Here is a 26253-nt window from a genome sequence, read left to right on the forward strand (position 1 = left end):
CACAGGCGTAATATCTGACAAAACTGCATTTCGATTTCTTTCAGTGCGGAAATCGTCATTACCCGTGAGTCTCTTTACATCATGAATATGCTGGAAAAAATCCAGTCTCAGCTGGAACATTTGAGCAAATCAGAGCGCAAAGTTGCCGAGGTCATTCTGGCTTCGCCCGATAACGCGATCCATTCGAGTATTGCTGCTCTGGCGCTGGAGGCCAATGTTAGTGAACCGACGGTGAATCGTTTCTGTCGCAGTATGGACACGCGCGGTTTTCCTGATTTTAAACTGCATCTGGCACAAAGTCTGGCGAATGGCACCCCCTATGTTAATCGCAACGTCAATGAAGATGACAGCGTTGAATCATACACGGGAAAAATATTTGAGTCGGCAATGGCGACGCTCGATCATGTCCGTCATTCACTGGATAAATCTGCCGTTAACCGCGCCGTCGACTTGCTCACTCAGGCCAAAAAAATCGCGTTTTTTGGATTAGGCTCTTCTGCTGCCGTTGCCCACGATGCGATGAATAAGTTCTTTCGTTTTAATGTTCCGGTGGTGTACTCCGATGATATCGTGCTGCAACGCATGAGTTGTATGAATTGTAGCGACGGAGACGTGGTGGTGCTGATTTCTCACACTGGAAGAACAAAAAATCTGGTCGAGTTGGCGCAGCTGGCACGCGAAAACGACGCCATGGTGATTGCCCTCACCTCTGCGGGTACCCCGCTTGCCCGAGAAGCAACGCTAGCAATTACCCTCGATGTACCGGAAGATACTGACATTTATATGCCCATGGTTTCTCGACTTGCACAGCTGACCGTGATAGATGTGCTGGCAACAGGTTTTACTTTGCGACGCGGTGCAAAATTCAGAGATAACTTGAAGCGGGTCAAGGAAGCGCTGAAGGAATCGCGTTTTGATAAGCAGTTACTTAATTTAAGTGACGATCGCTAAAAACGACTGTCACTGTTCTAATCTTATACGACATCCGAATGAGATTACTTTATCGCCATCGCGGCGTTATTTCATTCGGATTTCATGTTCAAGCAACACCTGGTTGTTTCAGTCAACGGAGTATTACATGTCCAGAAGGCTTCGCAGAACAAAAATCGTTACCACGTTAGGCCCAGCAACAGATCGCGATAATAACCTTGAGAAAGTTATCGCTGCGGGTGCAAACGTTGTACGTATGAACTTTTCTCACGGCTCTCCTGAAGATCACAAAATGCGCGCGGATAAAGTTCGTGAAATTGCCGCAAAACTGGGGCGTCATGTGGCTATTCTGGGTGACCTCCAGGGGCCCAAAATTCGTGTATCCACCTTTAAAGAAGGCAAAGTTTTCCTCAATATTGGGGATAAATTCCTGCTCGACGCCAACCTGGGTAAAGGTGAAGGCGACAAAGAAAAAGTCGGTATCGACTACAAAGGCCTGCCTGCTGACGTCGTGCCTGGTGACATCCTGCTGTTGGACGATGGTCGCGTCCAGTTAAAAGTACTGGAAGTTCAAGGCATGAAAGTATTCACCGAAGTGACCGTCGGCGGTCCGCTCTCCAACAATAAAGGTATCAACAAACTCGGCGGTGGTTTGTCGGCTGAAGCGCTGACCGAAAAAGACAAAGCAGACATTAAGACTGCGGCGTTGATTGGCGTAGATTACCTGGCTGTTTCCTTCCCGCGCTGCGGCGAAGATCTGAACTATGCACGCCGCCTGGCTCGCGACGCAGGTTGTGATGCAAAAATTGTCGCCAAAGTTGAACGTGCGGAAGCCGTTTGCAGCCAGGATGCAATGGATGACATCATCCTCGCCTCTGACGTGGTAATGGTTGCTCGCGGCGACCTCGGTGTGGAAATTGGCGACCCGGAACTGGTCGGCATTCAGAAAGCGTTGATCCGTCGTGCACGTCAACTAAACCGCGCGGTAATCACTGCGACCCAGATGATGGAGTCAATGATTACTAACCCGATGCCGACGCGTGCGGAAGTCATGGACGTAGCAAACGCCGTTCTGGATGGTACTGATGCTGTGATGCTGTCTGCAGAAACTGCTGCTGGTCAGTATCCTTCAGAAACCGTTGCAGCCATGGCGCGTGTTTGCCTGGGTGCTGAAAAAATCCCGAGCATCAACGTTTCTAAACACCGTCTGGACGTTCAGTTCGACAATGTGGAAGAAGCTATCGCCATGTCAGCGATGTACGCGGCTAACCACCTGAAAGGCGTTACGGCGATCATCACTATGACCGAATCGGGTCGTACCGCTCTGATGACCTCCCGTATCAGCTCCGGTCTGCCGATTTTCGCTATGTCGCGCCATGAACGTACGCTGAATCTGACTGCTCTCTATCGTGGCGTTACGCCGGTGCACTTTGATAGCGCTAATGACGGCGTAGCAGCTGCCAGCGAAGCGGTTAATCTGCTGCGCGATAAAGGTTACTTGATGTCTGGTGACCTGGTGATTGTCACCCAGGGCGACGTGATGAGTACCGTGGGTTCTACTAATACCACGCGTATTTTAACTGTAGAGTAAGTACGTTGCCGGATGCGGCGAAAACGCCTCATCCGGCCTACAGTTCAATGATAGTTCAACAGATTTCGAATCTTCTGAAGCAAACTTGAACTTATCACACGGCGGAAGCCTCTCCTCGCGAGAGGCTTTTTTTATTTGATGGGATAAAGATCTTTGCGCTTATACGGTTGGATTTCGCCCGGTTTGCGAGTTTTCAGCAATTTTAATATCCAGGTGTATTGTTCTGGTCGCGGACCAACAAAAATCTCGACTTCTTCATTCATCCGCCGCGCAATCGTATGGTCATCCGCCTCTAACAGATCATCCATCGGTGGGCGCACCTGAATCGTCAAACGATGCGTTTTGCCATCATAAATTGGAAACAGCGGTACAACGCGCGCACGGCACACTTTCATCAATCGACCAATCGCGGGCAACGTCGCTTTATAGGTGGCAAAGAAATCAACAAACTCACTGTGCTCGGGGCCATGATCCTGATCGGGTAAATAATATCCCCAGTAGCCCTGACGTACCGACTGGATGAAAGGCTTAATACCATCATTTCTCGCATGCAGACGACCGCCAAAACGACGACGCACCGTGTTCCAGACATAATCAAAAACCGGGTTACCCTGATTATGGAACATCGCTGCCATTTTCTGCCCTTGCGAGGCCATCAGCATGGCAGGGATATCGACGGCCCAGCCGTGCGGCACCAGAAAGATCACTTTCTCGTTATTACGCCGCATCTCTTCAATGATCTCCAGTCCTTGCCAGTCAACACGCGGCTGAATTTTCTCCGGCCCGCGTATTGCCAACTCAGCCATCATTGCCATCGCTTGCGGCGCGGTGGCAAACATCTCATCAACAATCGCTTCGCGCTCGGCTTCACTACGTTCTGGAAAGCAGAGCGACAGATTGATTAACGCACGACGGCGTGAGCTTTTTCCCAGTCGTCCAGCAAAACGTCCCAGCCGTGCCAGAATGGGATCGCGGAACTTTGGCGGTGTTAAAGCGATACCCGCCATCGCTGCTACGCCCAGCCATGCTCCCCAGTAGCGAGGATGGCGAAAGGATTTATCAAACTCAGGAATGTATTCGCTATTATTTTTTTTCGTTTCCATGCTTTTCCAGTTTCGGATAAGGCAAAAATCAATCTGGTGATAGTGTAGCGGCGCAACTTGCCCCGCACCAAATAAAAAAAGCCGGTACTGACTGCGTACCGGCTGCGAATGGATGTTAATTAATCAAACCGTAGCTGCGGCACAATCTCTTTGGCCTGCGCCAGGAATTCGCGACGATCGGAGCCGGTCAGCCCTTCGGTACGCGGCAATTTTGCCGTCAACGGGTTTACGGCCTGCTGGTTGATCCAGACTTCATAGTGCAAATGCGGCCCGGTTGAACGCCCAGTATTACCGGAAAGCGCGATACGGTCGCCACGTTTCACTTTCTGTCCTGGTTTCACCAGAATCTTACGCAAGTGCATATAACGCGTGGTGTAGCTACGACCATGACGAATAGCCACATAATAACCTGCTGCGCCACTGCGTTTGGCAACCACCACTTCACCGTCACCCACTGAAAGCACTGGCGTACCCTGTGGCATGGCGAAATCAACACCTCTGTGTGGCGCAACACGACCAGTCACCGGATTAGTACGACGCGGGTTAAAGTTAGACGAGATACGGAACTGTTTCGCCGTCGGGAATCGCAAGAATCCTTTCGCCAGACCAGTACCGTTACGATCGTAGAATTTGCCATCTTCAGCGCGGATTGCGTAATAATCTTTACCTTCTGAACGCAAACGTACGCCCAGCAGTTGGCTTTGCTCACGTTTGCCATCAAGCATTTCTCGTGACATTAACACCGCAAATTCATCGCCTTTTTTCAGTTTGCGGAAATCCATTTGCCACTGCATGGCTTTAATCACTGCGCTCACTTCGGCGCTGGTTAAACCGGCGTTTCTGGCGCTGGCAACAAAGCTTCCCCCGACGGTACCTTTCAGCAGATTGTTGACCCACTCTCCTTGCTGCATTTCGCTGGTCATTTTAAAACCGTTAGCGGCAGTACGGTCATAGGTTCGGGTTTCCCGACGAGATACTTCCCAGGTAAGGCGCTGCAATTCGCCGTCCGCGGTTAATGTCCAGGAAAGTTGTTGACCGATTTTCAGGTTACGCAATTCTTTGTCAGCAGCAGCCAGTTGGGTGATATCACCCATATCAATACCATACTGATTGAGAATGCTGCTTAGCGTATCGCCAGTGGAAACAACATATTCATGCACGCCCGCTTCACCGGCGATTTTGTCATCCAGTTCATCCTGGGGAATGGCTTCATCTTCTTGTGCAGCTTGATCAATCGGCTCACTGGCTTCAGGTAAGAGCGAACGAATTTCGTTCTGTTCCAGCTCAATGGTTTTGACAATTGGCGTGGCATCGCGGTGATAAACATAGGGCCGCCAGACAGCGACGGCCAGAGTAAGAACGGTGAGCGACCCCAACATAACGCGGTGTGGTCGCGGTAAATTATTAAACGCCAGGGCGACAGAGCGGGCTATCTGTTGCACGTAATCACTTCCTCATTAATCTCCTTTCAGGCAGCTCGCATACTGGTTGGCTAATTGATTCAGGAATTCTGAATAGCTTGTTTTACCCAGTTTGATATTCGTCCCCAGGGGATCCAACGTTCCCATACGAACGGATGTCCCTCGTGCGACGCTCTCAACGACCGCTGGCCTGAACTGTGGCTCAGCAAAAACGCAGGTTGCTTTTTGCTCAACCAACTGTGTTCTTATTTCATGTAAACGCTGCGCGCCAGGTTGAATCTCAGGGTTAACGGTAAAATGACCAAGCGGTGTCAGTCCGAACTGTTTTTCGAAATAGCCGTAAGCATCGTGAAAAACGAAATAACCTTTCCCCTTGAGCGGCGCGAGCTCGTTACCAACCTGCTTTTCGGTTGAGGCTAATTGTGCCTCAAAATCCTTCAGGTTGGCGTCAAGTTTGGCTCGACTTTGCGGCATAAGTTCCACTAATTTTCCATGGATTGCAACCGCTGTAGCCCGCGCTATCTCTGGGGAAAGCCAAAGATGCATGTTGAAATCGCCGTGATGGTGATCTTCGTCACTTTTTTCCGCGTGGTCGTGATCATCATCATCGCCGTGAATACTTTTCATCAGCAGCGGTTTCACATTCTCTAGCTGCGCAATCGTTACCTGTTTCGCTTCAGGTAATTTACTTACCGGTTTTTGCATGAACGCTTCCATCTCCGGGCCAACCCAAACGACTAAGTCCGCGTTCTGTAAGCGTTTTACATCTGATGGACGCAGTGAATAATCATGTTCTGAAGCGCCGTCAGGTAGTAAAACCTCCGTTTCTGTTACCCCATCAGCAATGGCAGAAGCGATGAACCCAACGGGTTTAAGCGAAGCGACAACGGCAGCATCTGCGGCCTGTGTTGCACCCCCCCAGAGAGCGGCGGATAATGCTGCGAAAAGAAGCGTTTTTTTATGTAACATAATGCGACCAATCATCGTAATGAATATGAGAAGTGTGATATTATAACATTTCATGACTACTGCAAGACTAAAATTAACATGACAAGTCTGGTTTCCCTGGAAAATGTCTCGGTTTCTTTCGGCCAACGCCGCGTCCTCTCTGATGTGTCGCTGGAACTTAAACCTGGAAAAATTTTAACTTTACTTGGGCCAAATGGCGCAGGTAAGTCGACACTGGTACGGGTAGTGCTCGGACTGGTAACACCCGATGAAGGGGTTATCAAGCGCAACGGAAAACTGCGCATCGGCTACGTACCGCAGAAGCTGTATCTCGACACAACATTGCCACTGACCGTAAATCGATTTTTACGCTTACGCCCTGGCACACATAAAGAAGATATTTTGCCTGCACTGAAACGTGTCCAGGCCGGGCATCTGATTAACGCACCGATGCAAAAGCTCTCGGGTGGCGAAACACAGCGTGTATTGTTAGCGCGAGCATTGTTAAATCGACCGCAATTATTAGTGCTGGATGAACCCACTCAGGGCGTGGATGTGAATGGTCAGGTGGCGTTATATGACCTTATTGACCAGTTGCGTCGCGAACTGGATTGTGGCGTTTTAATGGTCTCTCACGATCTGCATCTGGTAATGGCAAAAACCGATGAAGTGCTTTGCCTGAATCACCACATTTGTTGTTCCGGCACACCGGAAGTTGTTTCCCTGCATCCGGAGTTTATTTCTATGTTTGGTCCTCGTGGTGCTGAACAACTGGGTATCTATCGCCATCATCATAATCATCGTCACGATTTACAGGGACGAATTGTTTTGCGTCGGGGAAATGATCGCTCATGATTGAATTATTATTTCCTGGTTGGTTAGCCGGGATCATGCTCGCCTGTGCCGCGGGTCCGCTGGGTTCGTTTGTGGTCTGGCGTCGTATGTCTTATTTCGGTGATACACTGGCTCATGCCTCGTTACTTGGCGTCGCGTTTGGTTTGTTGCTGGACGTTAATCCATTCTATGCGGTGATTGCGGTTACGCTGCTGCTGGCGGGCGGTCTGGTATGGCTGGAGAAGCGCCCACAGCTGGCGATCGACACGTTATTAGGGATTATGGCGCACAGTGCCCTGTCGCTGGGCCTGGTGGTCGTTAGTCTGATGTCTAACATTCGTGTTGATTTGATGGCTTACCTGTTCGGTGATTTGCTGGCAGTGACGCCAGAAGATCTCATCTCTATTGCGATTGGCGTGGTCATCGTGGTGGCGATTCTGTTCTGGCAATGGCGCAATTTGCTGTCAATGACGATTAGCCCGGATCTGGCGTTTGTTGATGGTGTGAAATTACAGCGCGTGAAATTGTTGTTGATGCTGGTGACAGCATTGACGATTGGTGTAGCGATGAAATTTGTCGGCGCGTTGATTATTACTTCGCTGCTGATTATTCCTGCAGCTACAGCGCGTCGCTTTGCCCGCACGCCGGAACAGATGGCCGGTGTCGCTGTTTTGGTGGGAATGGTGGCAGTAACTGGCGGTTTAACCTTTTCCGCATTTTACGATACGCCGGCGGGTCCGTCGGTAGTGCTATGTGCGGCACTGTTATTTATTATCAGTATGATGAAAAAGCAGGCCAGCTAATCTGTCGCTGAACACATTTGTCGGATGCGGCGCGAGCGCCTTATCCGACCTACGGTTCGCTACTTCTGGTAGGCCTGATAAGACGCGAACAGCGTCGCATCAGGCTTATCGCCAATGTCGGAAGCGGCTTGAATACCTTATTCAACTTAAGGCATTTCTGGTGGCGTGATGCCGAAGTGGTTCCACGCCCGCACTGTCGCCATACGCCCGCGCGGTGTACGCTGCAAAAAGCCTTGCTGAATCAAATAAGGTTCCAGCACATCCTCAATGGTTTCACGCTCTTCGCCAATGGCAGCCGCCAGGTTATCCAGACCTACCGGCCCACCAAAGAACTTATCGATTACCGCCAGCAACAATTTGCGGTCCATATAATCGAAACCTTCGGCATCGACATTCAGCATATCCAGCGCCTGAGCAGCGATATCAGCCGAGATGGTGCCATCGTGCTTCACTTCGGCGAAGTCACGCACTCGACGCAGCAGACGGTTGGCAATACGTGGCGTACCACGCGCCCGGCGAGCAACTTCCAACGCGCCATCGTCACTCATCTCAAGCCCCATAAAGCGTGCGCTGCGACTGACAATATATTGCAGATCCGGCACCTGATAAAACTCCAGACGTTGCACAATACCAAAACGATCACGCAGCGGTGATGTCAGCGAACCTGCGCGCGTGGTTGCACCAATCAGAGTAAACGGCGGCAAGTCAATTTTAATGGAGCGTGCCGCCGGACCTTCACCAATCATAATATCCAGTTGGTAGTCTTCCATTGCCGGATACAACACCTCTTCCACCACTGGTGAAAGACGGTGGATCTCATCAATAAACAGCACGTCATGCGGTTCAAGGTTAGTGAGCATCGCTGCCAGATCGCCCGCCTTTTCCAGTACTGGACCGGAAGTCGTGCGTAAATTCACGCCCATTTCATTGGCGACAATGTTGGCAAGCGTAGTTTTACCTAAACCCGGAGGACCAAAAATCAACAGATGATCGAGGGCATCGCCGCGCAGTTTCGCTGCTTTGATGAAAATCTCCATCTGTGAACGAACCTGCGGCTGACCAACATACTCTTCCAGTAATTTGGGGCGAATGGCGCGATCTGCCACATCTTCCGGCAAAGTGGTACCGGCAGAAATCAGACGGTCTGCTTCAATCATCCTTTACCTCATAACGCGGCGCGCAGGGCTTCGCGAATTAATGTTTCACTGCTGGCGTCAGGGCGAGCGATTTTGCTCACCATGCGGCTTGCTTCTTGTGGTTTATAGCCCAGCGCCACCAGCGCGGCAACCGCTTCCTGTTCGGCATCATCGGTCGCCGGGCTGGCAGGTGACGTGAGTACCAGGTCGGCAGCTGGCGTAAAGAGATCGCCATGTAAACCTTTAAATCGGTCTTTCATTTCGACAATCAAGCGTTCGGCGGTTTTTTTGCCAATACCCGGCAGTTTCACCAGCGCCCCCACTTCTTCACGCTCAACGGCATTAACGAACTGCTGCGCTGACATTCCGGAGAGGATTGCCAATGCCAGTTTAGGCCCAACGCCGTTGGTTTTGATCAACTCTTTGAACAACGTGCGCTCTTGTTTATTGTTAAAACCGTACAGCAGTTGCGCGTCTTCACGCACCACAAAGTGGGTGAAAACGATCGCTTCCTGACCCGCTTCAGGGAGTTCATAAAAACAGGTCATCGGCATATGCACTTCATAGCCTACGCCGCCCACTTCAATTAATACCAGTGGGGGTTGTTTTTCAATGATGATGCCTCTGAGTCTGCCTATCACATGACGCTCCTGCGTAATGAATCAAAGATAATGCTGTATGATAAAAAAATGCTGGATAGATATCCAGCGAGGGATGATATTAAATCATTTCAGAAATGATAATCCTTTTGCTCACAGCATCAGAAATTCTGTATGAATCCCCCTTACATCACACTTCTAATGCCCAATTTTTCAACGCCCCTTGCTGGCGTGCTTCCATTTGCGGCATTTTTTTAGTCTGTGAAGGAGTAAGACCGCAAATATAAATGCGCTGATTGCCCATATAGCTATCAGAATCGGCAAAGGGCTGACATTGAAAAACGCGTTTTCACAGGATTTCCCGATGGCGGGGCGATCTTTTACAACCTTCACGCACATGGTGAATCCTGGTTTTATACGCTTGTCCTCAACATGCAAATTCCAGGTCTTACCGTCAATCTGCCAGGTCAGGTCATAGGCATACAGCCCCGTGCAATCAATCCTTCCTCCCCGCAGTAAATTGCAGGAGTGCGAGGCGCTACGCTCAAAATTACTGGTATAACGAACCGAAGAAACTTTTGCGAGCGTAGTCAAGCTAGTGCGGTGGTACTCATACTCCAGAACGGCAGCATAACTGGTATAAATTGCTAAGAAGAAGTAAAAGAACGCAATTGGCTTCCTGAAACGCGGGTAGTGAGCTTCCATGAGATAGCTGCTTGATATCAACGTCCCGGCAAGAGCTAATGAGATTAAAAGCTGATTGAATACGCTTGATAAATTCATCCGCGCCTCTGTATCTGGCAAGCAGGTAGAGGACGATTCATTCAGCGAGTCCCTGAACGCTGAATTTTTCCGGGATCATTCCGCTATCAATTCGCCACTGATAGGACTCCGTATGTGCTAACTCGTCACCATTAAGATCAATCGACACCTGGTTTGAGTAAATATCATACTCATCAATTATGTCAGCGCCTGAGTATTCATACAGAGCATAATATCCTGCCATCAAATCCCCCTTTGACACCCTTTCATAACTTTTTAGCACATAGCCATATCGCCAGTTAATCAAATCAAAAAGAATGCTTTCGGCATCTTCTCTTGCAAAAATATCATCCCCGACTCTGATGATAAAACCTCCGGCATTAATTTTATAATGATGTTTTCCCGGCAAGAATTCAAAAGCCTGAGTGAGTGAAAACGATTCTTTATAATGCTCACCCGCAGGAATAACTTGCCAGCCATCGACCCCATCATAAATTCCACACATCCCATCAAGGACAATGTTGTTTGTTGTGATGTCAAAGGCTTTATTGCAGGACAATAAACCGCCTTCAAATATATAAGCAGGTTGATTATTGCTATTGTAGAAATCCAGTAAAGCATTCACCACCTGCCCCTGCTGTATAACGCTAAGCCTCACGGTGACACCACTTTGCGCCATTCTCGCATCGTTAAGGCTTGCACCAACTTCACCCACGCCGTAGATATCATCACGCATATGAATAATTTGAGGCACAAACTCATTATTCTCATTTAAAGAAATACGTCCATATCGCCAGGGATAGCGAATGACATTATCTTGAGCAAATACATTCACGCATTGACTGATCGAAACTATCATTATCACATTAATAAATAACCGCATAAAACATTCCTTGTCATTATTACAATACAATGCTAATGCTTTACCATCACGAAAGATAGATGCTGTTTTATATATAAATAATGGATTGATATAGTGAAAATAAATTACCCAGCTAAATATGAAACCGGTGATATTGTTTTTACCTGCATCGGTGCTCGCCTGTTTGGGCAAATCTCTGCAGCCTCGAAATGCTGGAGCAACCATGTGGGGATAATCATCGGACATGACGGTGATGATTACCTGGTTGCGGAGAGTCGAGTTCCGCTCTCCACAATCACAACTTTGTCACGATTTATTGAACGGTCGACCGAGCAACGCTACGGTGTTCGCCGCCTGGCAGGAGGTTTAACCGCAGAGCAGAAACTTGCTCTTGTCGAAAAGGTCCCTGCCCGGTTGCATAAGTTCTACCACACCGGTTTTAAATACGAATCTTCCCGCCAGTTCTGTTCAAAATTCGTTTTTGATATTTATAAAGAGGCGTTATGTATTCCGGTGGGTGAAATAGAGACGTTTGGAGAACTGCTAAACAGCAATCCAAATGCAAAACTCACTTTCTGGAAATTCTGGTTCTTAGGTTCTATTCCGTGGGAGCGTAAAACCGTCACGCCAGCCAGTTTGTGGCATCATCCGGGGTTGACGTTAATCCATGCCAGTCATAATGACTAAACCAGGCTGCCAGAAGCAGTGTGAGTCGCATATCATGGCAAAAACCATTGGTGATGGTTTTTGCCATTTACGTATGTTCACCTGGTTGATTTTCCCAACGGGATATATCCGGTTTCAGCGACCATTTTCTGCCCCTGCGCACTCAAAAACCAGTCGATTATTTTTTGCACCTGCGCGTCAGGTCTTCCCGCGCTAACCATATAAACCGTTACCGTATAGGGGTACTTCCCGCTGCGAATATTTTCTGCCGTTGGCGCAATACCATTTACCGCTAGCAAGCGGAGATTATCGCTGTGGTGCATTTGTGTTGAGTAGTACCGGAACGTATACCCCAAAGCATTTGTACTGTTCTGATAGCTGGCAACATTACGTATCAACCCCTGCATTTCGCTTATCCGTTCCGTTTCCAGCGGTTTGCGCATTTTTTCCTGCTTCATCACAGCCGCTAACATAATTGTCTGGCTACCTGAGCCTTCCGGTCGCTGAAAAGGCATGATCCGTGCGTCGCGCCCGCCAACATCCTGCCAGTTATTGATGTCGCCAGAATAGATTTGGCGGATCTGTTTATCACTCAACGCTGTAACCGGATTATCTTTATGAGTGACAAAAACAAAAGCCTCTCGCGCCAGAGGATAAAAATGCAAACCAACGCCACTGTTACGCGCCTGCTCTCGTTGCTCATCAGAGGGTTCGGCGACAAAAATAAGATCCGCGCGCCCTTCTATCAAAGCTGTGTAGGCTCCCTGGGTTTTCCAGCACTTTATATAATCCTCGGCACTTTCCTCATTCAGATTGCGATAAACCATTTGCGCCATCGAGGCATACAGTGGATAGAGCGCTGTCGCGCCATTCAGTTGCGGCCAGTTACTCGCTATCGCCAGCGTGGCCTGTTCATTGAGGTGTGTTAATTTATTATTGGCGGTAAAGGGAGAATAATCTTTTAATGCCAAGCGCTCAGAAAGCTGCGTTTCTGGCACACTGACCACTTTTCTTTCACTTCTGTCATGGATTTGCCATGCGAGTAATCCCGCAATGCTTATAACCGCCATTAAAACCGGGATTACGATATAACGCCATCCTACAATGTTCGTCAGCCGGTTTCGCCCTCTTGCAGCATGCGTCAGTGAGACAATATAGACCAGAATACCCACAGCCGGTATCGCAGGCGTAGCCACCTGCATTAACGATGGCGTAAAAAATTCGTCTTCCGTCGCAGCCTCAGTTAATAGGCTGAAAATGCCCAACCAATCCTGCCCGGTATAAAATAGTCCACTATTAAACTCACTATCCGTAATAATAAGTAATGTTAGCCAGACAACAAGTGTATAAAAAAGTAGCAGGATTTCCGGGAGGATCAGGGAAATGAATGATAAATTTAGCGGGACAAAGGCACTTCTTACCCTTCCTAACGCCAGACCACTTAAAGCAGTCACTATTAGTGTGGCGCTAAACTCCAAGATACCGCCTTCGGCGTAAAAAGGAAAAAATAGAGTACAGGAGTAAAAAATTATCGCTAATACGGGCAACACAACTGCCAGCAGTATTAATTCGACGAGCCAGAATCTTACTGTTTTTAACATTGTCATCAGAGGCACTCCCTGCCCTAGTAATTGCCAGTCGGCAATGAATATTCCCTGAATCTTATTAACGCAGTCTCCCGCGAGCCAGGTTCAGCCGCGATTCGCTCATCTGCATCGCATTCTGACTAACGTGGCAGTGGGTGATGGCAATTGCCAGCGCATCAGCGGCATCCGCCTGAGGATTAGCGGGGAGTTTCAGCAAGGTGCGAACCATATGCTGCACCTGGCTTTTTTCGGCACTACCAATACCTACCACCGTTTGCTTTACCTGACGTGCCGCGTATTCAAATACCGGTAATTCCTGATTCACCGCCGCCACAATCGCCACGCCACGCGCCTGCCCCAGCTTCAGGGCCGAGTCGGCATTTTTAGCCATAAAGACTTGTTCAATGGCGAAATAATCAGGCTGGAACTGGGTGATGATTTCCGTCACGCCCGCATAGATGAGCTTAAGACGAGACGGTAAATCATCCACTTTGGTGCGTATACATCCGCTACCCAGGTAGGACAGCTGCCTGCCTACCTGGCGGATGACGCCATAGCCGGTCACGCGCGAACCCGGGTCAATGCCGAGAATAATAGCCATCACGCGTCTCCGTTTTGCTGTTTAGCAGGCCTCATCAGAGAGTCGCTGCAACCTCATCAGAGATTTCACCGTTATGGTAGACTTCCTGCACGTCGTCGCAATCTTCCAGCATATCGATCAGACGCATCAGTTTCGGTGCGGTTTCTGCATCCATATCAGCTTTGGTGGACGGGATCATGGAAACTTCCGCGCTGTCTGCTTTCAGACCTGCCGCTTCCAGAGCGTCGCGTACTTTGCCCATTTCCTCCCATGCAGTGTAGACGTCAATCGCGCCATCATCATAGGTCACAACATCTTCAGCACCAGCTTCCAGAGCTGCTTCCATGATGGTGTCTTCATCGCCTTTCTCGAAGGAGATCACGCCTTTTTTGCTGAACAGATAGGCTACGGAACCATCAGTACCGAGGTTACCGCCACATTTGCTGAATGCGTGACGCACTTCAGCAACGGTACGGTTGCGGTTATCAGACAGACATTCAATCATGATTGCCGTGCCGCCAGGACCGTAACCTTCGTAGATGATGGTTTCCATGTTTGCATCATCATCACCACCCACACCACGGGCAATTGCGCGGTTCAGGGTGTCACGGGTCATGTTGTTAGACAGTGCTTTGTCAATGGCTGCTCGCAGACGCGGGTTAGCATCCGGATCTCCACCGCCCAGCTTCGCCGCGGTTACCAGTTCACGAATGATTTTAGTGAAGATTTTACCGCGCTTAGCATCCTGCGCAGCTTTACGATGTCTGGTGTTGGCCCATTTACTATGACCTGCCATAAAAATATCTCCAGGTAGCCCTGCCTGTTCAGGCAGCGTTAATTACAAACTGTTCAATCGCCTGCCGGTTGCTCCATGACTTTGTGAGCGCCGCCGCAGCATGCGCATCAAGCCACTTGTAGGCCAGATGTTCAGTGAAAACGATCTGGCGCTCGTGCGGGAGTGCAAGACAGAACCAAGATTCCGTATTACGCGTTACGCCCGGCGCATAGCGATGACGTAAATGTGAAAAAATTTCAAACTCCACCGTGCGCTGACAGTCAATTAAGGCCAGTTGTTCAGCGACAACATCAATGGTGACCTCTTCCTTTACTTCGCGCATGGCGGCTTGCGGCGCGGTTTCCCCCTCTTCCACACTGCCGGTTACTGACTGCCAGAAATCGGGATCATCACGCCGCTGTAACATCAGCACCCGTTTCGTATCTTGCGCATAAATAACCACCAGAATAGAAACGGGACGCTTATAAGTCATATCAATTATTCTCTGCCTTCTTCACAACCTGAATGCTCAGCTCGGACAGAGCAGTCGGGTTAGCAAAGCTTGGCGCTTCGGTCATCAGACACGCTGCCGCCGTGGTTTTCGGGAAGGCGATAACGTCACGGATGTTGTCGGTACCGGTCAGCAGCATGGTCAGACGGTCAAGACCGAATGCCAGACCTGCGTGCGGCGGAGTACCGTATTTCAGGGCGTCGAGCAGGAAGCCGAATTTCTCGCGCTGTTCCTCTTCGTTGATCCCCAGAATACCAAACACCGTCTGCTGCATATCCCCATTATGGATACGCACAGAACCACCGCCCACTTCGTAACCATTGATGACCATATCGTAAGCGTTCGCCACCGCATTTTCCGGTGCAGCTTTCAACTCTGCCGCCGTCATGTCTTTCGGTGAGGTGAACGGATGGTGCATTGCCGTCAGGCCGCCTTCACCGTCGTCTTCAAACATCGGGAAGTCGATAACCCACAGCGGTGCCCATTTGCTTTCGTCGGTCAGACCAAGGTCTTTACCCACTTTCAGACGCAATGCGCCCATCGCGTCGGCAACAATTTTCTTGTTATCAGCACCGAAGAAAATCATATCGCCATCTTGCGCGGCAGTACGATCCAGGATGGCTTCGATGATTTCAGCGTTGAGGAACTTCGCTACCGGGCTGTTGATACCTTCCAGACCTTTCGCACGTTCGTTAACTTTGATGTACGCCAGACCTTTCGCGCCGTAGATTTTAACGAAGTTACCGTATTCGTCGATCTGCTTACGGGTCAGCGATGCGCCACCCGGAACACGCAGAGCGGCAACGCGGCCTTTCGGATCGTTCGCCGGACCTGCGAATACCGCGAACTCAACGGATTTCAGCAGATCAGCAACGTCAGTCAGTTCCATCGGGTTACGCAGATCCGGTTTATCAGAACCATAACGGCGTTCTGCTTCCGCAAAGGTCATTACAGGGAAATCACCGAGATCCACGCCCTTCACTTCCAGCCACAAATGGCGTACCAGCGCTTCCATCACTTCACGCACTTGCGGCGCGGTCATGAAAGAGGTTTCCACATCGATCTGGGTGAATTCAGGCTGACGATCAGCACGCAGGTCTTCGTCACGGAAGCATTTTACAATCTGATAGTAGCGGTCAAAACCAGACATCATCAGCAGCTGTTTGAACAGCTGCGGAGACTGCGGCAGTGCGTAGAATTTCCCTTTGTGCACACGAGAAGGCACCAGGTAGTCACGCGCGCCTTCCGGCGTGGCTTTGGTCAGCATCGGAGTTTCGATGTCGAGGAAGCCGTGGTCATCCATAAAACGGCGCACCAGGCTGGTGATTTTAGCGCGGGTTTTCAGGCGCTGAGCCATTTCCGGACGACGCAGGTCGAGGTAGCGGTATTTCAGTCGCGCTTCTTCGGTGTTGACGTGGTTAGAGTCAAGCGGCAGAACGTCTGCGCGGTTGATGATGGTCAGCGAGGAGGCCAGCACTTCGATTTCGCCGGTCGCCATATCGCGGTTGATATTTTTTTCGTCACGCGCACGTACGGTGCCCGTGACCTGAATGCAGAACTCATTACGCAGTTCAGAGGCCAGCTTTAACGCGTCCGCACGATCCGGATCGAAAAATACCTGCACGATACCTTCGCGGTCGCGCATATCGATGAAGATCAGGCTACCAAGATCACGACGACGGTTGACCCAACCACACAGAGTCACCTGCTGCCCCACGTGGGACAAACGGAGCTGTCCACAATATTCTGTACGCATGAGATATCCCTTAACTTAGCTGCCGGCGGATGCCCCCTGCTGCGCAGGTGACCAAGTCGCAGCGTTAGCTGTATGTCACAACTGAATGAAAAAAGGCGGCTATTATACTGGAAATTCTGCCGCACCGTAAGAGCCTGGCCCGCGCTGGAACGCCTCGTTACCACTTTATATCGGGCCTGAAATCAGACTCTACGCCAGTTTGCTATAAAGGTGTTGCCCGAACTCATAAAAATTAACAAAATTTGTCGTTCCGCCATCAGCTAATCGCATTAAGGTGAAAGGCACGATTTCGTTTTATCAGGAGACAACATGCTTGAACTGAATGCTAAAACCACTGCGCTGGTGGTGATTGATTTACAAGAAGGCATCTTACCTTTTGCCGGTGGCCCGCATACTGCCGATGAGGTGGTTAATCGCGCCGGGAAGCTGGCGGCGAAATTTCGCGCGAGCGGTCAGCCCGTGTTTCTGGTGCGCGTTGGCTGGTCTGCCGATTATGCCGAAGCATTAAAACAGCCGGTTGATGCCCCCTCCCCCGCTAAAGTGTTACCCGAAAACTGGTGGCAACATCCTGCTGCATTAGGTGCAACCGACAGCGATATCGAAATCATCAAACGTCAATGGGGTGCGTTTTACGGTACGGATCTGGAGTTGCAATTACGCCGCCGGGGTATCGATACAATAGTATTATGTGGGATCTCGACCAATATCGGTGTTGAATCCACCGCCCGCAATGCCTGGGAACTTGGTTTTAATCTGGTGATTGCCGAAGACGCCTGCAGCGCCGCCAGCGCCGAGCAGCACAATAACAGCATCAACCATATCTACCCACGCATCGCCCGTGTGCGCAGTGTGGAAGAGATCCTCAACGCATTATGATTTACATCGGTCTGCCGCAATGGTCGCATCCTAAATGGATCCGTCTGGGGATAACCAGCCTGGAAGAGTATGCCCGCCATTTTAACTGTGTGGAGGGCAACACCACGCTATACGCTCTGCCGAAACCCGAGGTTGTCCTGCGCTGGCGTGAGCAGACCACAGATAATTTTCGCTTCTGTTTTAAGTTTCCGGCGACCATTTCGCATCAGGCAGCATTACGGCATTGCGATGATTTAGTAACTGGATTTTTGACTCGCTTGTCACCGTTAGCGCCGCGCATTGGGCAATACTGGCTGCAACTGCCTGCCACATTTGGCCCACGGGATCTGCCTGCGCTTTGGCATTTTCTCGACTCTCTTCCCGGCGAGTTTAATTATGGTGTGGAAGTCCGACATCCACAGTTTTTCGCCAAAGGGGAAGAGGAACAAACACTTAATCGCGGTTTACATCAGCGCGGCGTTAATCGGGTGATTTTAGACAGCCGCCCGGTTCATGCAGCACGCCCACACAGTGAAGCTATTCGCGACGCTCAACGGAAAAAACCTAAAGTTCCCGTACATGCTGTGCTGACGGCGACAAATCCGCTGATCCGTTTTATCGGTAGTGATGATATGACGCAAAACCGAGAGTTGTTTCAGGTTTGGTTACAAAAATTAGCGCAGTGGCATCAGACCACTACGCCTTATCTTTTTTTACATACGCCAGATATTGCCCAGGCACCGGAACTGGTACATACCCTGTGGGAAGACTTACGTAAAACGCTTCCAGAGATCGGAGCAGTTCCGGCTATTCCACAGCAATCTTCTCTTTTCTGAATTTGCCACCTATCATAGACAGGTGCCATCGGCCATTTTAAAGGGAGTTTGTATGGTAAGCGCGCTATATGCCGTTTTAAGTGCGTTGTTATTAATGAAGTTCTCTTTTGATGTCGTTCGCCTGCGAATGCAGTACCGCGTTGCCTATGGTGACGGAGGTTTTAGCGAACTGCAAAGCGCTATTCGCATTCATGGTAACGCGGTGGAATATATTCCCATCGCGATTGTGTTGATGCTGTTTATGGAAATGAATGGCGCAGAAACCTGGATGGTGCATATTTGCGGCATCGTTTTGCTTGCTGGTCGTCTGATGCATTATTACGGTTTTCATCACCGTCTGTTCCGCTGGCGACGTTCTGGCATGAGCGCCACCTGGTGTGCGCTGTTGCTGATGGTGCTGGCGAATCTTTGGTATATGCCCTGGGAGTTGGTTTTCTCCCTGCGTTAGCGCACAATACGCCACTTTCTTTTTCCCGGATTTTTACGTTATGTCTCACCGCGACACGCTATTTTCTGCCCCTATCGCCAGACTGGGCGACTGGACCTTTGATGAACGGGTAGCCGAAGTCTTCCCGGATATGATCCAGCGTTCCGTTCCCGGCTACTCCAATATTATTTCCATGATTGGTATGTTAGCCGAACGCTTCGTTCAACCTGGTACGCAGGTTTACGATCTGGGTTGTTCTCTGGGCGCGGCGACGCTCTCAGTGCGTCGCAATATTCATCATGATAATTGCAAAATTATCGCCATCGACAACTCTCCGGCGATGATTGAACGCTGCCGTCGTCATATTGACGCTTATAAAGCCCCTACGCCAGTAGACGTTATTGAAGGTGATATTCGCGATATCACCATTGAAAACGCATCAATGGTTGTGCTGAATTTTACCCTGCAATTCCTGGAACCTTCAGAGCGTCAGGCGTTACTGGATAAAATTTATCAAGGGCTGAACCCGGGCGGTGCGCTGGTGCTTTCGGAAAAATTCAGTTTCGAAGATGCCAAAGTTGGTGAATTGCTGTTCAACATGCACCACGACTTTAAACGTGCCAACGGTTACAGCGAACTGGAGATCAGCCAGAAGCGCAGCATGCTGGAAAATGTGATGCTGACCGATTCCGTGGAAACACATAAAGCTCGCCTGCATCAAGCCGGTTTTGAACATAGCGAGCTATGGTTCCAGTGCTTTAACTTTGGTTCACTGGTGGCATTAAAAGCAGAGGACGCTGCATGATCGACTTTGGTAACTTTTATTCTCTGATTGCCAAAAATCATCTTTCACACTGGCTGGAAACGCTGCCCGCGCAGATTGCCAGCTGGCAGCGCGAACAGCAGCATGGTCTGTTTAAACAGTGGTCCAATGCGGTGGAATTTCTGCCTGAAATTAAACCGTATCGTCTTGATTTACTGCATAGCGTGACGGCAGAAAGCGAAGAGCCACTGAGCGCAGGGCAGATTAAGCGCATTGAAACACTGATGCGCAACCTCATGCCGTGGCGCAAAGGGCCGTTTTCACTGTATGGCGTTAACATCGATACCGAATGGCGTTCTGACTGGAAATGGGATCGTGTTCTGCCCCATCTTTCTGATTTAACCGGGCGCACCATTCTTGATGTCGGCTGCGGCAGCGGTTATCACATGTGGCGCATGATTGGCGCAGGTGCGCACCTCGCGGTGGGGATCGACCCTACGCAACTGTTTCTTTGCCAGTTTGAAGCGGTGCGTAAACTGCTGGGTAACGATCAGCGCGCGCATCTGCTGCCGTTAGGTATTGAACAACTTCCGGCACTGAAAGCCTTTGATACCGTCTTTTCGATGGGCGTACTTTATCATCGTCGTTCACCGCTGGAGCATCTCTGGCAGTTAAAAGATCAACTGGTGAATGAAGGTGAACTGGTGCTGGAAACGCTGATTATTGATGGCGATGAAAATACCGTCCTGGTGCCAGGCGATCGTTACGCGCAAATGCGTAATGTTTATTTCATCCCGTCAGCCCTGGCGTTGAAAAACTGGCTGAAGAAGTGTGGTTTTGTTGATATTCGCATTGCGGATGTGAGCGTTACCACCACAGAAGAACAGCGACGCACCGAATGGATGGTTACTGAATCGCTGGCCGATTTTCTCGACCTGCATGATCCGGGTAAGACGGTAGAAGGTTATCCGGCACCTAAACGCGCGGTGTTGATTGCGCGTAAGCCGTAAAAATTTAGCGCCCATTTCCGGGCGCTGAGATAGATGACAAACGCAAAAACTGCCTGATGCGCTACGCTTATCAGGCCTACTCATCTCCTGCAATATATTGAATTTGCACAATTTTGTAGGCCGGATAAGGCGTTCACGTCGCATCCGGCATGAACAAAGCACACTTTCTCAGCAATTTAGCGCCCGTTTCCGGGCGCTTTTCACGTCTTATGCCTGAACAGCTGGCTGATCAAACGCCGTTAACTTCGGTGCATTGCCCGTATATTTTTCGATATACACCAGCGCAGAGTTACCGGCACAGGCATTCGCCAGCTGCGAGCTGGGAATATCCGCCGTTAACACGTTCGCACTGCCGTTTTTACACAGGCCATTTTCCAGATCCGGCCATGCACCTTCATGCACGCATACCACGCCTTTTTTAATCCCGTCAGTCACCACCGCGCCTGTCAGGATTTGACCACGTTTGTTCCAGACACGCACCAGATCGCCATTCGCAATACCAAAGCGAGCAGCATCTTCGGTGTGAATAGTGATCGGCTCACGATCGGCAACCGCATATTTTTTACGCAACTCAGCATAGTTAAGCTGACTGTGTAAACGGTGTGCCGGATGCGCGGTCAGAAGCTGCAACTGTTTCTCGTCGGCGGCACCCTTCCACTCATCAGGCGCAAGCCAGGTTGGGTGTGCCGGACAATCCTTATAGCCAAATTTTTCCAGCGTTTTAGAGTAGATCTCAATTTTGCCGCTTGGCGTACCCAGCGCATTTTTCACCGGATCGGCGCGGAAATCAGCATAACGAACGTACTGTTCGTTCTTCTCGCTGCGGCGCATTTCGATCAGTTTATTTTGCTGCCAGAAAGCATTAAACATCGGCATAGTCACGCGTTGCGCACGCGCACCTTTCTGAGCGGCATCATAGAAAAATTTCAGCCACGCCATTTCATCTCTACCTTCGGTATAGATCTCTTTTCCGCCAGGTTTGAGTAATTCAGCAAGATCGGCAAACACATCAAAATCGTTACGCGCTTCAAATTGCGGAGCGACAGCCTGCTTCATCGGTACAATATGCTGGTTGCTGTAATCACCGGTCATCGTCAAGTCATTGCGCTCAAACGATGTAGTGATCGGTAATACGATATCTGCATGTTTAGCAGCTGCGGTCCAGTAGCATTCAGAAACGACGATCATCTCCGGTTTCTGCCATGCTTTAATCAGACGATTGGTATCCTGGTGATGGGTAAAGTTACCGCCACCCGCCCACCAGATCATTTTGATATTCGGATACGTTTGTTCTTTACCGTTATGCTGATATTTGCCGCCAGGATTTTCCAGCGCATCAACAATACGGGCGACAGGAATCGCCGTCATTCCGCCATCATCAGCTTCCTCGCTGGCCTGTCCGGCAATCGCCGCAGACATTTCCGGCAGCACGCCGCCAACACGCGTCGGGTTGCCACCGTTTGAGTAATGATAAGAGAAACCAAACCCGCCGCCCGGTGTACCAATCTGCCCTAACATCGCCGCCAGCGTCACCAGCATCCAGTGTTTCTGTTCACCATATTGCTGGCGTTGAATTCCCCAGCCTGCCATCAGCATTGTGCGATTCGCCGCCATCAGTTCGGCGAGTTTGACTATCTGCGCTTCCGCTACGCCAGTAATTTCCGCCGCCCAGGCCGCGTTCTTCGGCGTATTATCGCTCTTACCTGCGAGGTACTCTTCAAATTGCGGATATCCGGTGGTGTATTTTTCAAGGAACACTTTGTCGTGTTTGCCTTGTGTCATCAGGGTATGTGCAATCCCTAACATCAGTGCCACGTCGGTGCCCATATTCGGCGCGATCCAGGTGGCATTATTGCCAAAGAATTCGATGGTTTCGGAGCGGATAGGATCAATGGCAATCACTGGTTTGCCAGATTTTTTCAGCTGATGGAAGTATTCCAGACCTTGCTCATCGGTACTGCTCCAGGCAATTTTTAAGGTATTCAGCGGGTTCATCCCCCACAACACCACCACCTGACTGTTTTCCAGAATCAGTGGCCAGGAGGTCTGCTGTTCATACACCTCCACGGAACCCACCACGTGCGGCATGATTACCTGTGCCGCCCCGGTTGAATAATCGCCGCTATGCCCTGAATAACCGCCCGCAAGATTCATATAACGTTGCAGTAAGGTTTGCGCTTTATGTAACACGCCAGAAGAGCGCCAGCCGTAAGATCCGGCAAAAATGGCCGATGGTCCGTTAGCTTTGCGAATGCGATCGTGTTGCTCATGAATAAGTTTTAATGCTTGTTCCCAGCTCACCTGTACATAGGTATCTTCGCCACGACCTTTCGCCGGTTGCAGTGGATTATCGAGATAGCTTTTTCTCACCATCGGATGCTGAATACGCGCCGTTGTATGTACCTGATCCGCCGCCGTAGACTGTAAGGAGTTCGGTATGGTTTTCGCCAGCGCGCCTGTCGAAGAAACAATCTTCCCGTCCTTCACTTCTACGTTCATCGCTCCCCAACGGCCCGCGGTGAGGATTTTGCCCCCCTTCTCTTCTGCCCATGCGGGTAGCGGTGCAGCCGATGTCACCACCAGCGCCCCAGCGGCAATACCGCTGTGTTTAATAAATTCACGTCTTGTTAATGTCATAACTTCCTCCCTGATCAACGAGGATCACTGTTTCTCGGTAATATCTTTGGCGTTGTACTGGAAGTACCGCGTCAAAATGTCCAGTTCGTTTTCGCTCATGCTGGTTCGCGCACCCATTCCTTTGGCAATGGACGGCCATGCATTGACGGTGTAATGGTCGGAGGCAATAGGGGCATGGCAACCAGCGCAATAGGTATCGTCAAGTTTTTCAGCGTATTGCCATAGCGGTTTACGGTCCGCTAATGCGGGATCGGTAAGCACACCCTGTAAAGACGCCTGACGCCATTGATTGCCGTATTCGTCAGCCTGCCATTCCCCGTTTACCGTTAACGCCTTGATACCTTCTTCACTTAATGTGGCCAGCGCCAGCCGTTGACCTGCCGCCAGGTAGAGCGTGTTTTCACTGCCCTGCATTTGATAACCCTGCAACAGAACGATCGGCTGTTTGCCACTGGCATCAACGACGGTGAGATCGGTACCAGGATTCACGGTAGCCAGCTCGCCTATGCGAGAAGTTTTGAAAGGATAAATATGTGCGCCATTGGTAACTGAAGTAGCGGCCTGACTTTCCAGCTCATGTGCCGCGTTGTCATCCATTTTTATTTCTGGTGGAAAATGGGCAATGCCTTTATGACAATCGATACAGGTTTCGCCGTCCTTTTGCGCTTTGTTATGCATTTTCTGCGCAGATTCACTTTGCGAGGCAATATCCATGGCATCAAAAGAATGGCAACTACGACACGTTGCAGAATCAGTTGCTTTTAATTCTTTCCATACTGTTTCGGCCATTTCCTGACGATGCGCTTCGAACTTATCGTCACTGTCTATTTTGCCGCTAACAAATTCATGATAAATATCTTTGGAAGCTTTTAATTTAGCAAATAAATAATCCACCCCTGACTTTGGAATATGGCAATCGGCACATTCCGCACGTATCCCTTTCTGGTTAGAAAAGTGGACAGTTCCCTGATATTCCTCAAAAGGTTTACTCATCGAGTGGCAGGAAAGGCAAAATGCGGTATCCGACGTTTTATGTAAGGCTTTTTGCGCCAGTAATAACCCGCCGCCACCAACCACAACCGTTATCAGCAAAAATAATAACCCAATGCGTTTTTTCCCTCGCATAGATTCCTCTAATTAATTCCAGAACACCGAAATCATTGTATAATTAAATATACAACGAATTGACCGCTTGCATAATTCGGCACAACACTGCCTGAAATAATCGATAAAGAATATGATTTATTACAATGTAATCATTAATTGCTAAGGAATAACCCAGTTGTTATTTAGAATATATATTTGTCAGTTTTAGTAATTTAAATTACATAATTAATATGAATATATAAAAATTTTTAGCACAACGCTATGCGCACTGTCACGCGCTCAACTGATCACAGAAATCGTTCGTTTTTTATACTTCTCGGGGATAAAAAAAGGCCCCTGTTGAAATTGCAGGGGCCTGGTACGAGCAAGCATCATATTGGGCGACATGATGCAACGGTAAAAATCATTTGGCCTGACGGCGTTCAATGATTCCTTTCATTTCTGCAACCGCCGCCCCGTCTACGACATAACGCGAATACTCGTCCGCGTGTGCATCTGATGACATGGACAATCCTTGATTACGATAACGCATTGGTGAGGCTTGCCAAGCTCCCGCGGAGCTATGGACTTCCAGCACTCCGGCATCGAGGAAGTGGTGCAGGTTTTCTGCACGGACTCCTGCTCCGGCCATAATGATTGGAGCATCACCATGGGCAATAAGTTCCATAATTTTTGATAAACCTTGCAGTGCGTCTGATTTTTGCCCTGATGTCAGTACCCGAGCAACGCCCAATTCCGCAAGATTATTGAGTGTTTTTAAAGGGTTAGCGCACATATCGAAGGCGCGATGAAAAGTCACTGCCAGCGGACCGGCAACAGCCATTATTTTTTCCATTCGTGGCATATCGACATTCCCGTCAACATCGAGAACGCCCGTCACCAGTCCAGGAAAACCTAATTCGCGGACTGTGCGCACATCCTCAAGAATGGCGGCAAACTCACCGTCGCTGTAGCAAAAATCACCACCGCGTGGGCGAATAATTGGATGCACAGGGATCGTCACCCGCTGGCGCACGGATTTCAATACCCCCAACGACGGCGTTAAGCCCCCCTCTTTTGGGGCTGCGCATAATTCAACTCTGTCTGCGCCGTTTTGCTGCGCCATTAGCGCGCATTCCATGCTGTAACAGCAAATTTCCAGTAATGCCATTTTTGCTCCTTAATTACGCCGACTGCTCGCTGGCAACGATCTCTTCAATGGACCACGGATGAAATTTAATGGTCGTTTTGCCATCGGTGACCGCCAGCGTCGGGTTCGGTAATCGCTCATGCTCACCTTTTGGCGAACTGGTTTTAACTGAGATCCCCGGCAGGCTGAGTCCTTCATCAGAAAGCAATGCCAGCGCACGGGAATTCAGCGTTTCTGGATCGCCCGGCAGAACGATTTCAATATGTTCCCAACCTTCGTGCGGGTAACGTTTTTCCCCGGGCCACGGTAGCTCCACAATGGAAAACTGCCAGTGCGCAACCTGTACCGGTTCATGCAATTTAAACAGACAAATCGGCCTGCCATTGATCATATTTTCTGACAAAAGCTCGCCGCACTGTTCAAACCCGCGACGCCAGCGTTCAGCGGTGACGTTTTGATGGCAACGCAAAGAAATGTGATCGGCAGTCAGTGGAGTGATATCCAACCCAAGACGGCGAGAAAGTTCATCTAATGCGTGGGTAAATCGCGGTAAATCCAATGCAATATCCTGCAGCTCGTCGATAGATTGCCAGTTCGCCATAATCACTCTTCGTCTTTCAGTAAAA

Annotated in this window: 26 protein-coding genes; 10 read left to right on the top strand and 16 right to left on the bottom strand. The window is 49.8% G+C overall.

Annotated elements, in window-relative coordinates; translation table 11 throughout:
- The first annotated feature begins 81 nt into the window (after window positions 1-81).
- The gene (hexR, locus tag QUE34_RS11485) at window positions 82-951 is read left to right on the top strand and encodes a DNA-binding transcriptional regulator HexR (protein WP_001056701.1); all 870 of its coding nucleotides are present in this window, start codon (window positions 82-84) and stop codon (window positions 949-951) included.
- Window positions 952-1078: 127 nt separating this feature from the next.
- On the top strand, window positions 1079-2521 hold the full coding sequence (gene pyk, locus QUE34_RS11490; protein WP_000091148.1) for a pyruvate kinase: 1443 nt from the start codon (window positions 1079-1081) through the stop codon (window positions 2519-2521).
- 131 nt (window positions 2522-2652) lie between these two features.
- Here the strand turns inward: pyk and lpxM are convergent, their stop codons facing one another.
- The 3 genes from lpxM to znuA all read right to left on the bottom strand — a co-directional run bounded on the left by lpxM (window position 2653) and on the right by znuA (window position 6014).
- The gene (gene lpxM, locus QUE34_RS11495; protein ID WP_000448381.1) at window positions 2653-3624 is read right to left on the bottom strand and encodes a lauroyl-Kdo(2)-lipid IV(A) myristoyltransferase; all 972 of its coding nucleotides are present in this window, start codon (window positions 3622-3624) and stop codon (window positions 2653-2655) included.
- 119 nt (window positions 3625-3743) lie between these two features.
- Complete coding sequence (mepM, locus tag QUE34_RS11500; RefSeq protein WP_001184045.1) at window positions 3744-5066, bottom strand: murein DD-endopeptidase MepM; 1323 nt, start codon at window positions 5064-5066, stop codon at window positions 3744-3746.
- Window positions 5067-5081: 15 nt separating this feature from the next.
- A complete protein-coding gene (gene znuA / locus QUE34_RS11505; protein ID WP_011076428.1) occupies window positions 5082-6014 on the bottom strand; it encodes a zinc ABC transporter substrate-binding protein ZnuA in 933 nt (310 codons plus the stop codon).
- A 78-nt stretch (window positions 6015-6092) separates the two neighbouring features.
- Between znuA and znuC the strand changes: the two genes are divergently transcribed.
- On the top strand, window positions 6093-6848 hold the full coding sequence (gene znuC, locus QUE34_RS11510; protein WP_000202996.1) for a zinc ABC transporter ATP-binding protein ZnuC: 756 nt from the start codon (window positions 6093-6095) through the stop codon (window positions 6846-6848).
- Window positions 6845-7630 carry a zinc ABC transporter permease subunit ZnuB gene (gene znuB, locus QUE34_RS11515; protein WP_000571478.1) on the top strand — a complete coding sequence of 262 codons (786 nt, stop codon included), beginning with the start codon at window positions 6845-6847 and terminating at the stop codon, window positions 7628-7630. Before znuC ends, znuB begins: the two co-directional genes overlap by 4 nt.
- A 146-nt stretch (window positions 7631-7776) precedes the next feature.
- Here znuB and ruvB read toward each other — a convergent pair whose 3' ends face one another.
- The 4 genes from ruvB to QUE34_RS11535 all read right to left on the bottom strand — a co-directional run bounded on the left by ruvB (window position 7777) and on the right by QUE34_RS11535 (window position 11235).
- Complete coding sequence (gene ruvB / locus QUE34_RS11520) at window positions 7777-8787, bottom strand: Holliday junction branch migration DNA helicase RuvB (protein ID WP_000568522.1); 1011 nt, start codon at window positions 8785-8787, stop codon at window positions 7777-7779.
- An 8-nt stretch (window positions 8788-8795) separates the two neighbouring features.
- Window positions 8796-9407, bottom strand: a complete 612-nt coding sequence (gene ruvA, locus QUE34_RS11525) for a Holliday junction branch migration protein RuvA (RefSeq protein ID WP_000580323.1) — start codon at window positions 9405-9407, stop codon at window positions 8796-8798.
- A gap of 171 nt (window positions 9408-9578) precedes the next feature.
- On the bottom strand, window positions 9579-10148 hold the full coding sequence (locus QUE34_RS11530) for a hypothetical protein (RefSeq protein ID WP_105268682.1): 570 nt from the start codon (window positions 10146-10148) through the stop codon (window positions 9579-9581).
- Window positions 10149-10185: 37 nt separating this feature from the next.
- Window positions 10186-11235: a hypothetical protein gene (locus QUE34_RS11535; RefSeq protein WP_241232085.1), complete on the bottom strand. Its 1050-nt coding sequence runs from the start codon at window positions 11233-11235 to the stop codon at window positions 10186-10188.
- Between QUE34_RS11535 and QUE34_RS11540 the strand changes: the two genes are divergently transcribed.
- Entirely contained in the window at window positions 11143-11676 is a 534-nt protein-coding gene (locus QUE34_RS11540; protein WP_241232084.1) for a YebB family permuted papain-like enzyme, read from the top strand. The genes QUE34_RS11535 and QUE34_RS11540 overlap by 93 nt on opposite strands.
- Window positions 11677-11753: 77 nt before the next feature.
- Here the strand turns inward: QUE34_RS11540 and QUE34_RS11545 are convergent, their stop codons facing one another.
- The 5 genes from QUE34_RS11545 to aspS are packed head-to-tail and all read right to left on the bottom strand — an operon-like array spanning window position 11754 to window position 16863.
- Complete coding sequence (locus tag QUE34_RS11545; protein WP_286338964.1) at window positions 11754-13262, bottom strand: PstS family phosphate ABC transporter substrate-binding protein; 1509 nt, start codon at window positions 13260-13262, stop codon at window positions 11754-11756.
- A gap of 58 nt (window positions 13263-13320) precedes the next feature.
- Window positions 13321-13842, bottom strand: coding sequence for a crossover junction endodeoxyribonuclease RuvC (ruvC, locus tag QUE34_RS11550; protein WP_001295503.1), 522 nt, complete (start codon window positions 13840-13842; stop codon window positions 13321-13323).
- Window positions 13843-13876: 34 nt separating this feature from the next.
- Window positions 13877-14617, bottom strand: a complete 741-nt coding sequence (locus tag QUE34_RS11555; protein ID WP_000907234.1) for a YebC/PmpR family DNA-binding transcriptional regulator — start codon at window positions 14615-14617, stop codon at window positions 13877-13879.
- Between the two features lie 28 nt (window positions 14618-14645).
- Complete coding sequence (nudB, locus tag QUE34_RS11560) at window positions 14646-15098, bottom strand: dihydroneopterin triphosphate diphosphatase (protein ID WP_077756973.1); 453 nt, start codon at window positions 15096-15098, stop codon at window positions 14646-14648.
- A complete protein-coding gene (gene aspS / locus QUE34_RS11565; RefSeq protein ID WP_001258663.1) occupies window positions 15091-16863 on the bottom strand; it encodes an aspartate--tRNA ligase in 1773 nt (590 codons plus the stop codon). Before aspS ends, nudB begins: the two co-directional genes overlap by 8 nt.
- A 309-nt stretch (window positions 16864-17172) precedes the next feature.
- Between aspS and QUE34_RS11570 the strand changes: the two genes are divergently transcribed.
- Genes QUE34_RS11570 through cmoB form a run of 5 tightly spaced genes read left to right on the top strand, consistent with a single transcriptional unit; the run spans window position 17173 to window position 20754 of the window.
- The gene (locus tag QUE34_RS11570; RefSeq protein ID WP_000891621.1) at window positions 17173-17739 is read left to right on the top strand and encodes a hydrolase; all 567 of its coding nucleotides are present in this window, start codon (window positions 17173-17175) and stop codon (window positions 17737-17739) included.
- Window positions 17736-18554 (top strand): DUF72 domain-containing protein, encoded by an 819-nt coding sequence (locus tag QUE34_RS11575; RefSeq protein WP_105268678.1) that lies wholly within the window; start codon window positions 17736-17738, stop codon window positions 18552-18554. The genes QUE34_RS11570 and QUE34_RS11575 overlap by 4 nt, the downstream gene beginning before the upstream one ends.
- Window positions 18555-18606: 52 nt before the next feature.
- Window positions 18607-19002, top strand: a complete 396-nt coding sequence (locus tag QUE34_RS11580; RefSeq protein ID WP_000252980.1) for an MAPEG family protein — start codon at window positions 18607-18609, stop codon at window positions 19000-19002.
- A gap of 40 nt (window positions 19003-19042) precedes the next feature.
- Window positions 19043-19786 carry a carboxy-S-adenosyl-L-methionine synthase CmoA gene (gene cmoA / locus QUE34_RS11585; RefSeq protein ID WP_000019597.1) on the top strand — a complete coding sequence of 248 codons (744 nt, stop codon included), beginning with the start codon at window positions 19043-19045 and terminating at the stop codon, window positions 19784-19786.
- Window positions 19783-20754, top strand: a complete 972-nt coding sequence (gene cmoB, locus QUE34_RS11590) for a tRNA 5-methoxyuridine(34)/uridine 5-oxyacetic acid(34) synthase CmoB (protein WP_105268677.1) — start codon at window positions 19783-19785, stop codon at window positions 20752-20754. Before cmoA ends, cmoB begins: the two co-directional genes overlap by 4 nt.
- 207 nt (window positions 20755-20961) lie before the next feature.
- Here cmoB and torZ read toward each other — a convergent pair whose 3' ends face one another.
- The 4 genes from torZ to QUE34_RS11610 all read right to left on the bottom strand — a co-directional run bounded on the left by torZ (window position 20962) and on the right by QUE34_RS11610 (window position 26228).
- Complete coding sequence (torZ, locus tag QUE34_RS11595) at window positions 20962-23391, bottom strand: trimethylamine N-oxide reductase TorZ (protein WP_105268676.1); 2430 nt, start codon at window positions 23389-23391, stop codon at window positions 20962-20964.
- A 24-nt stretch (window positions 23392-23415) separates the two neighbouring features.
- Entirely contained in the window at window positions 23416-24516 is a 1101-nt protein-coding gene (locus QUE34_RS11600; RefSeq protein WP_032184432.1) for a NapC/NirT family cytochrome c, read from the bottom strand.
- Window positions 24517-24901: 385 nt separating this feature from the next.
- Window positions 24902-25648, bottom strand: coding sequence for a copper homeostasis protein CutC (cutC, locus tag QUE34_RS11605; protein ID WP_039020716.1), 747 nt, complete (start codon window positions 25646-25648; stop codon window positions 24902-24904).
- A 13-nt stretch (window positions 25649-25661) separates the two neighbouring features.
- Complete coding sequence (locus QUE34_RS11610) at window positions 25662-26228, bottom strand: VOC family protein (RefSeq protein ID WP_032303226.1); 567 nt, start codon at window positions 26226-26228, stop codon at window positions 25662-25664.
- Window positions 26229-26253: the final 25 nt, after the last annotated feature.

Origin of the sequence: Escherichia sp. KS167_9B (assembly GCF_030295215.1) — a bacterium.
Taxonomy (GTDB): domain Bacteria; phylum Pseudomonadota; class Gammaproteobacteria; order Enterobacterales; family Enterobacteriaceae; genus Escherichia; species Escherichia coli_F.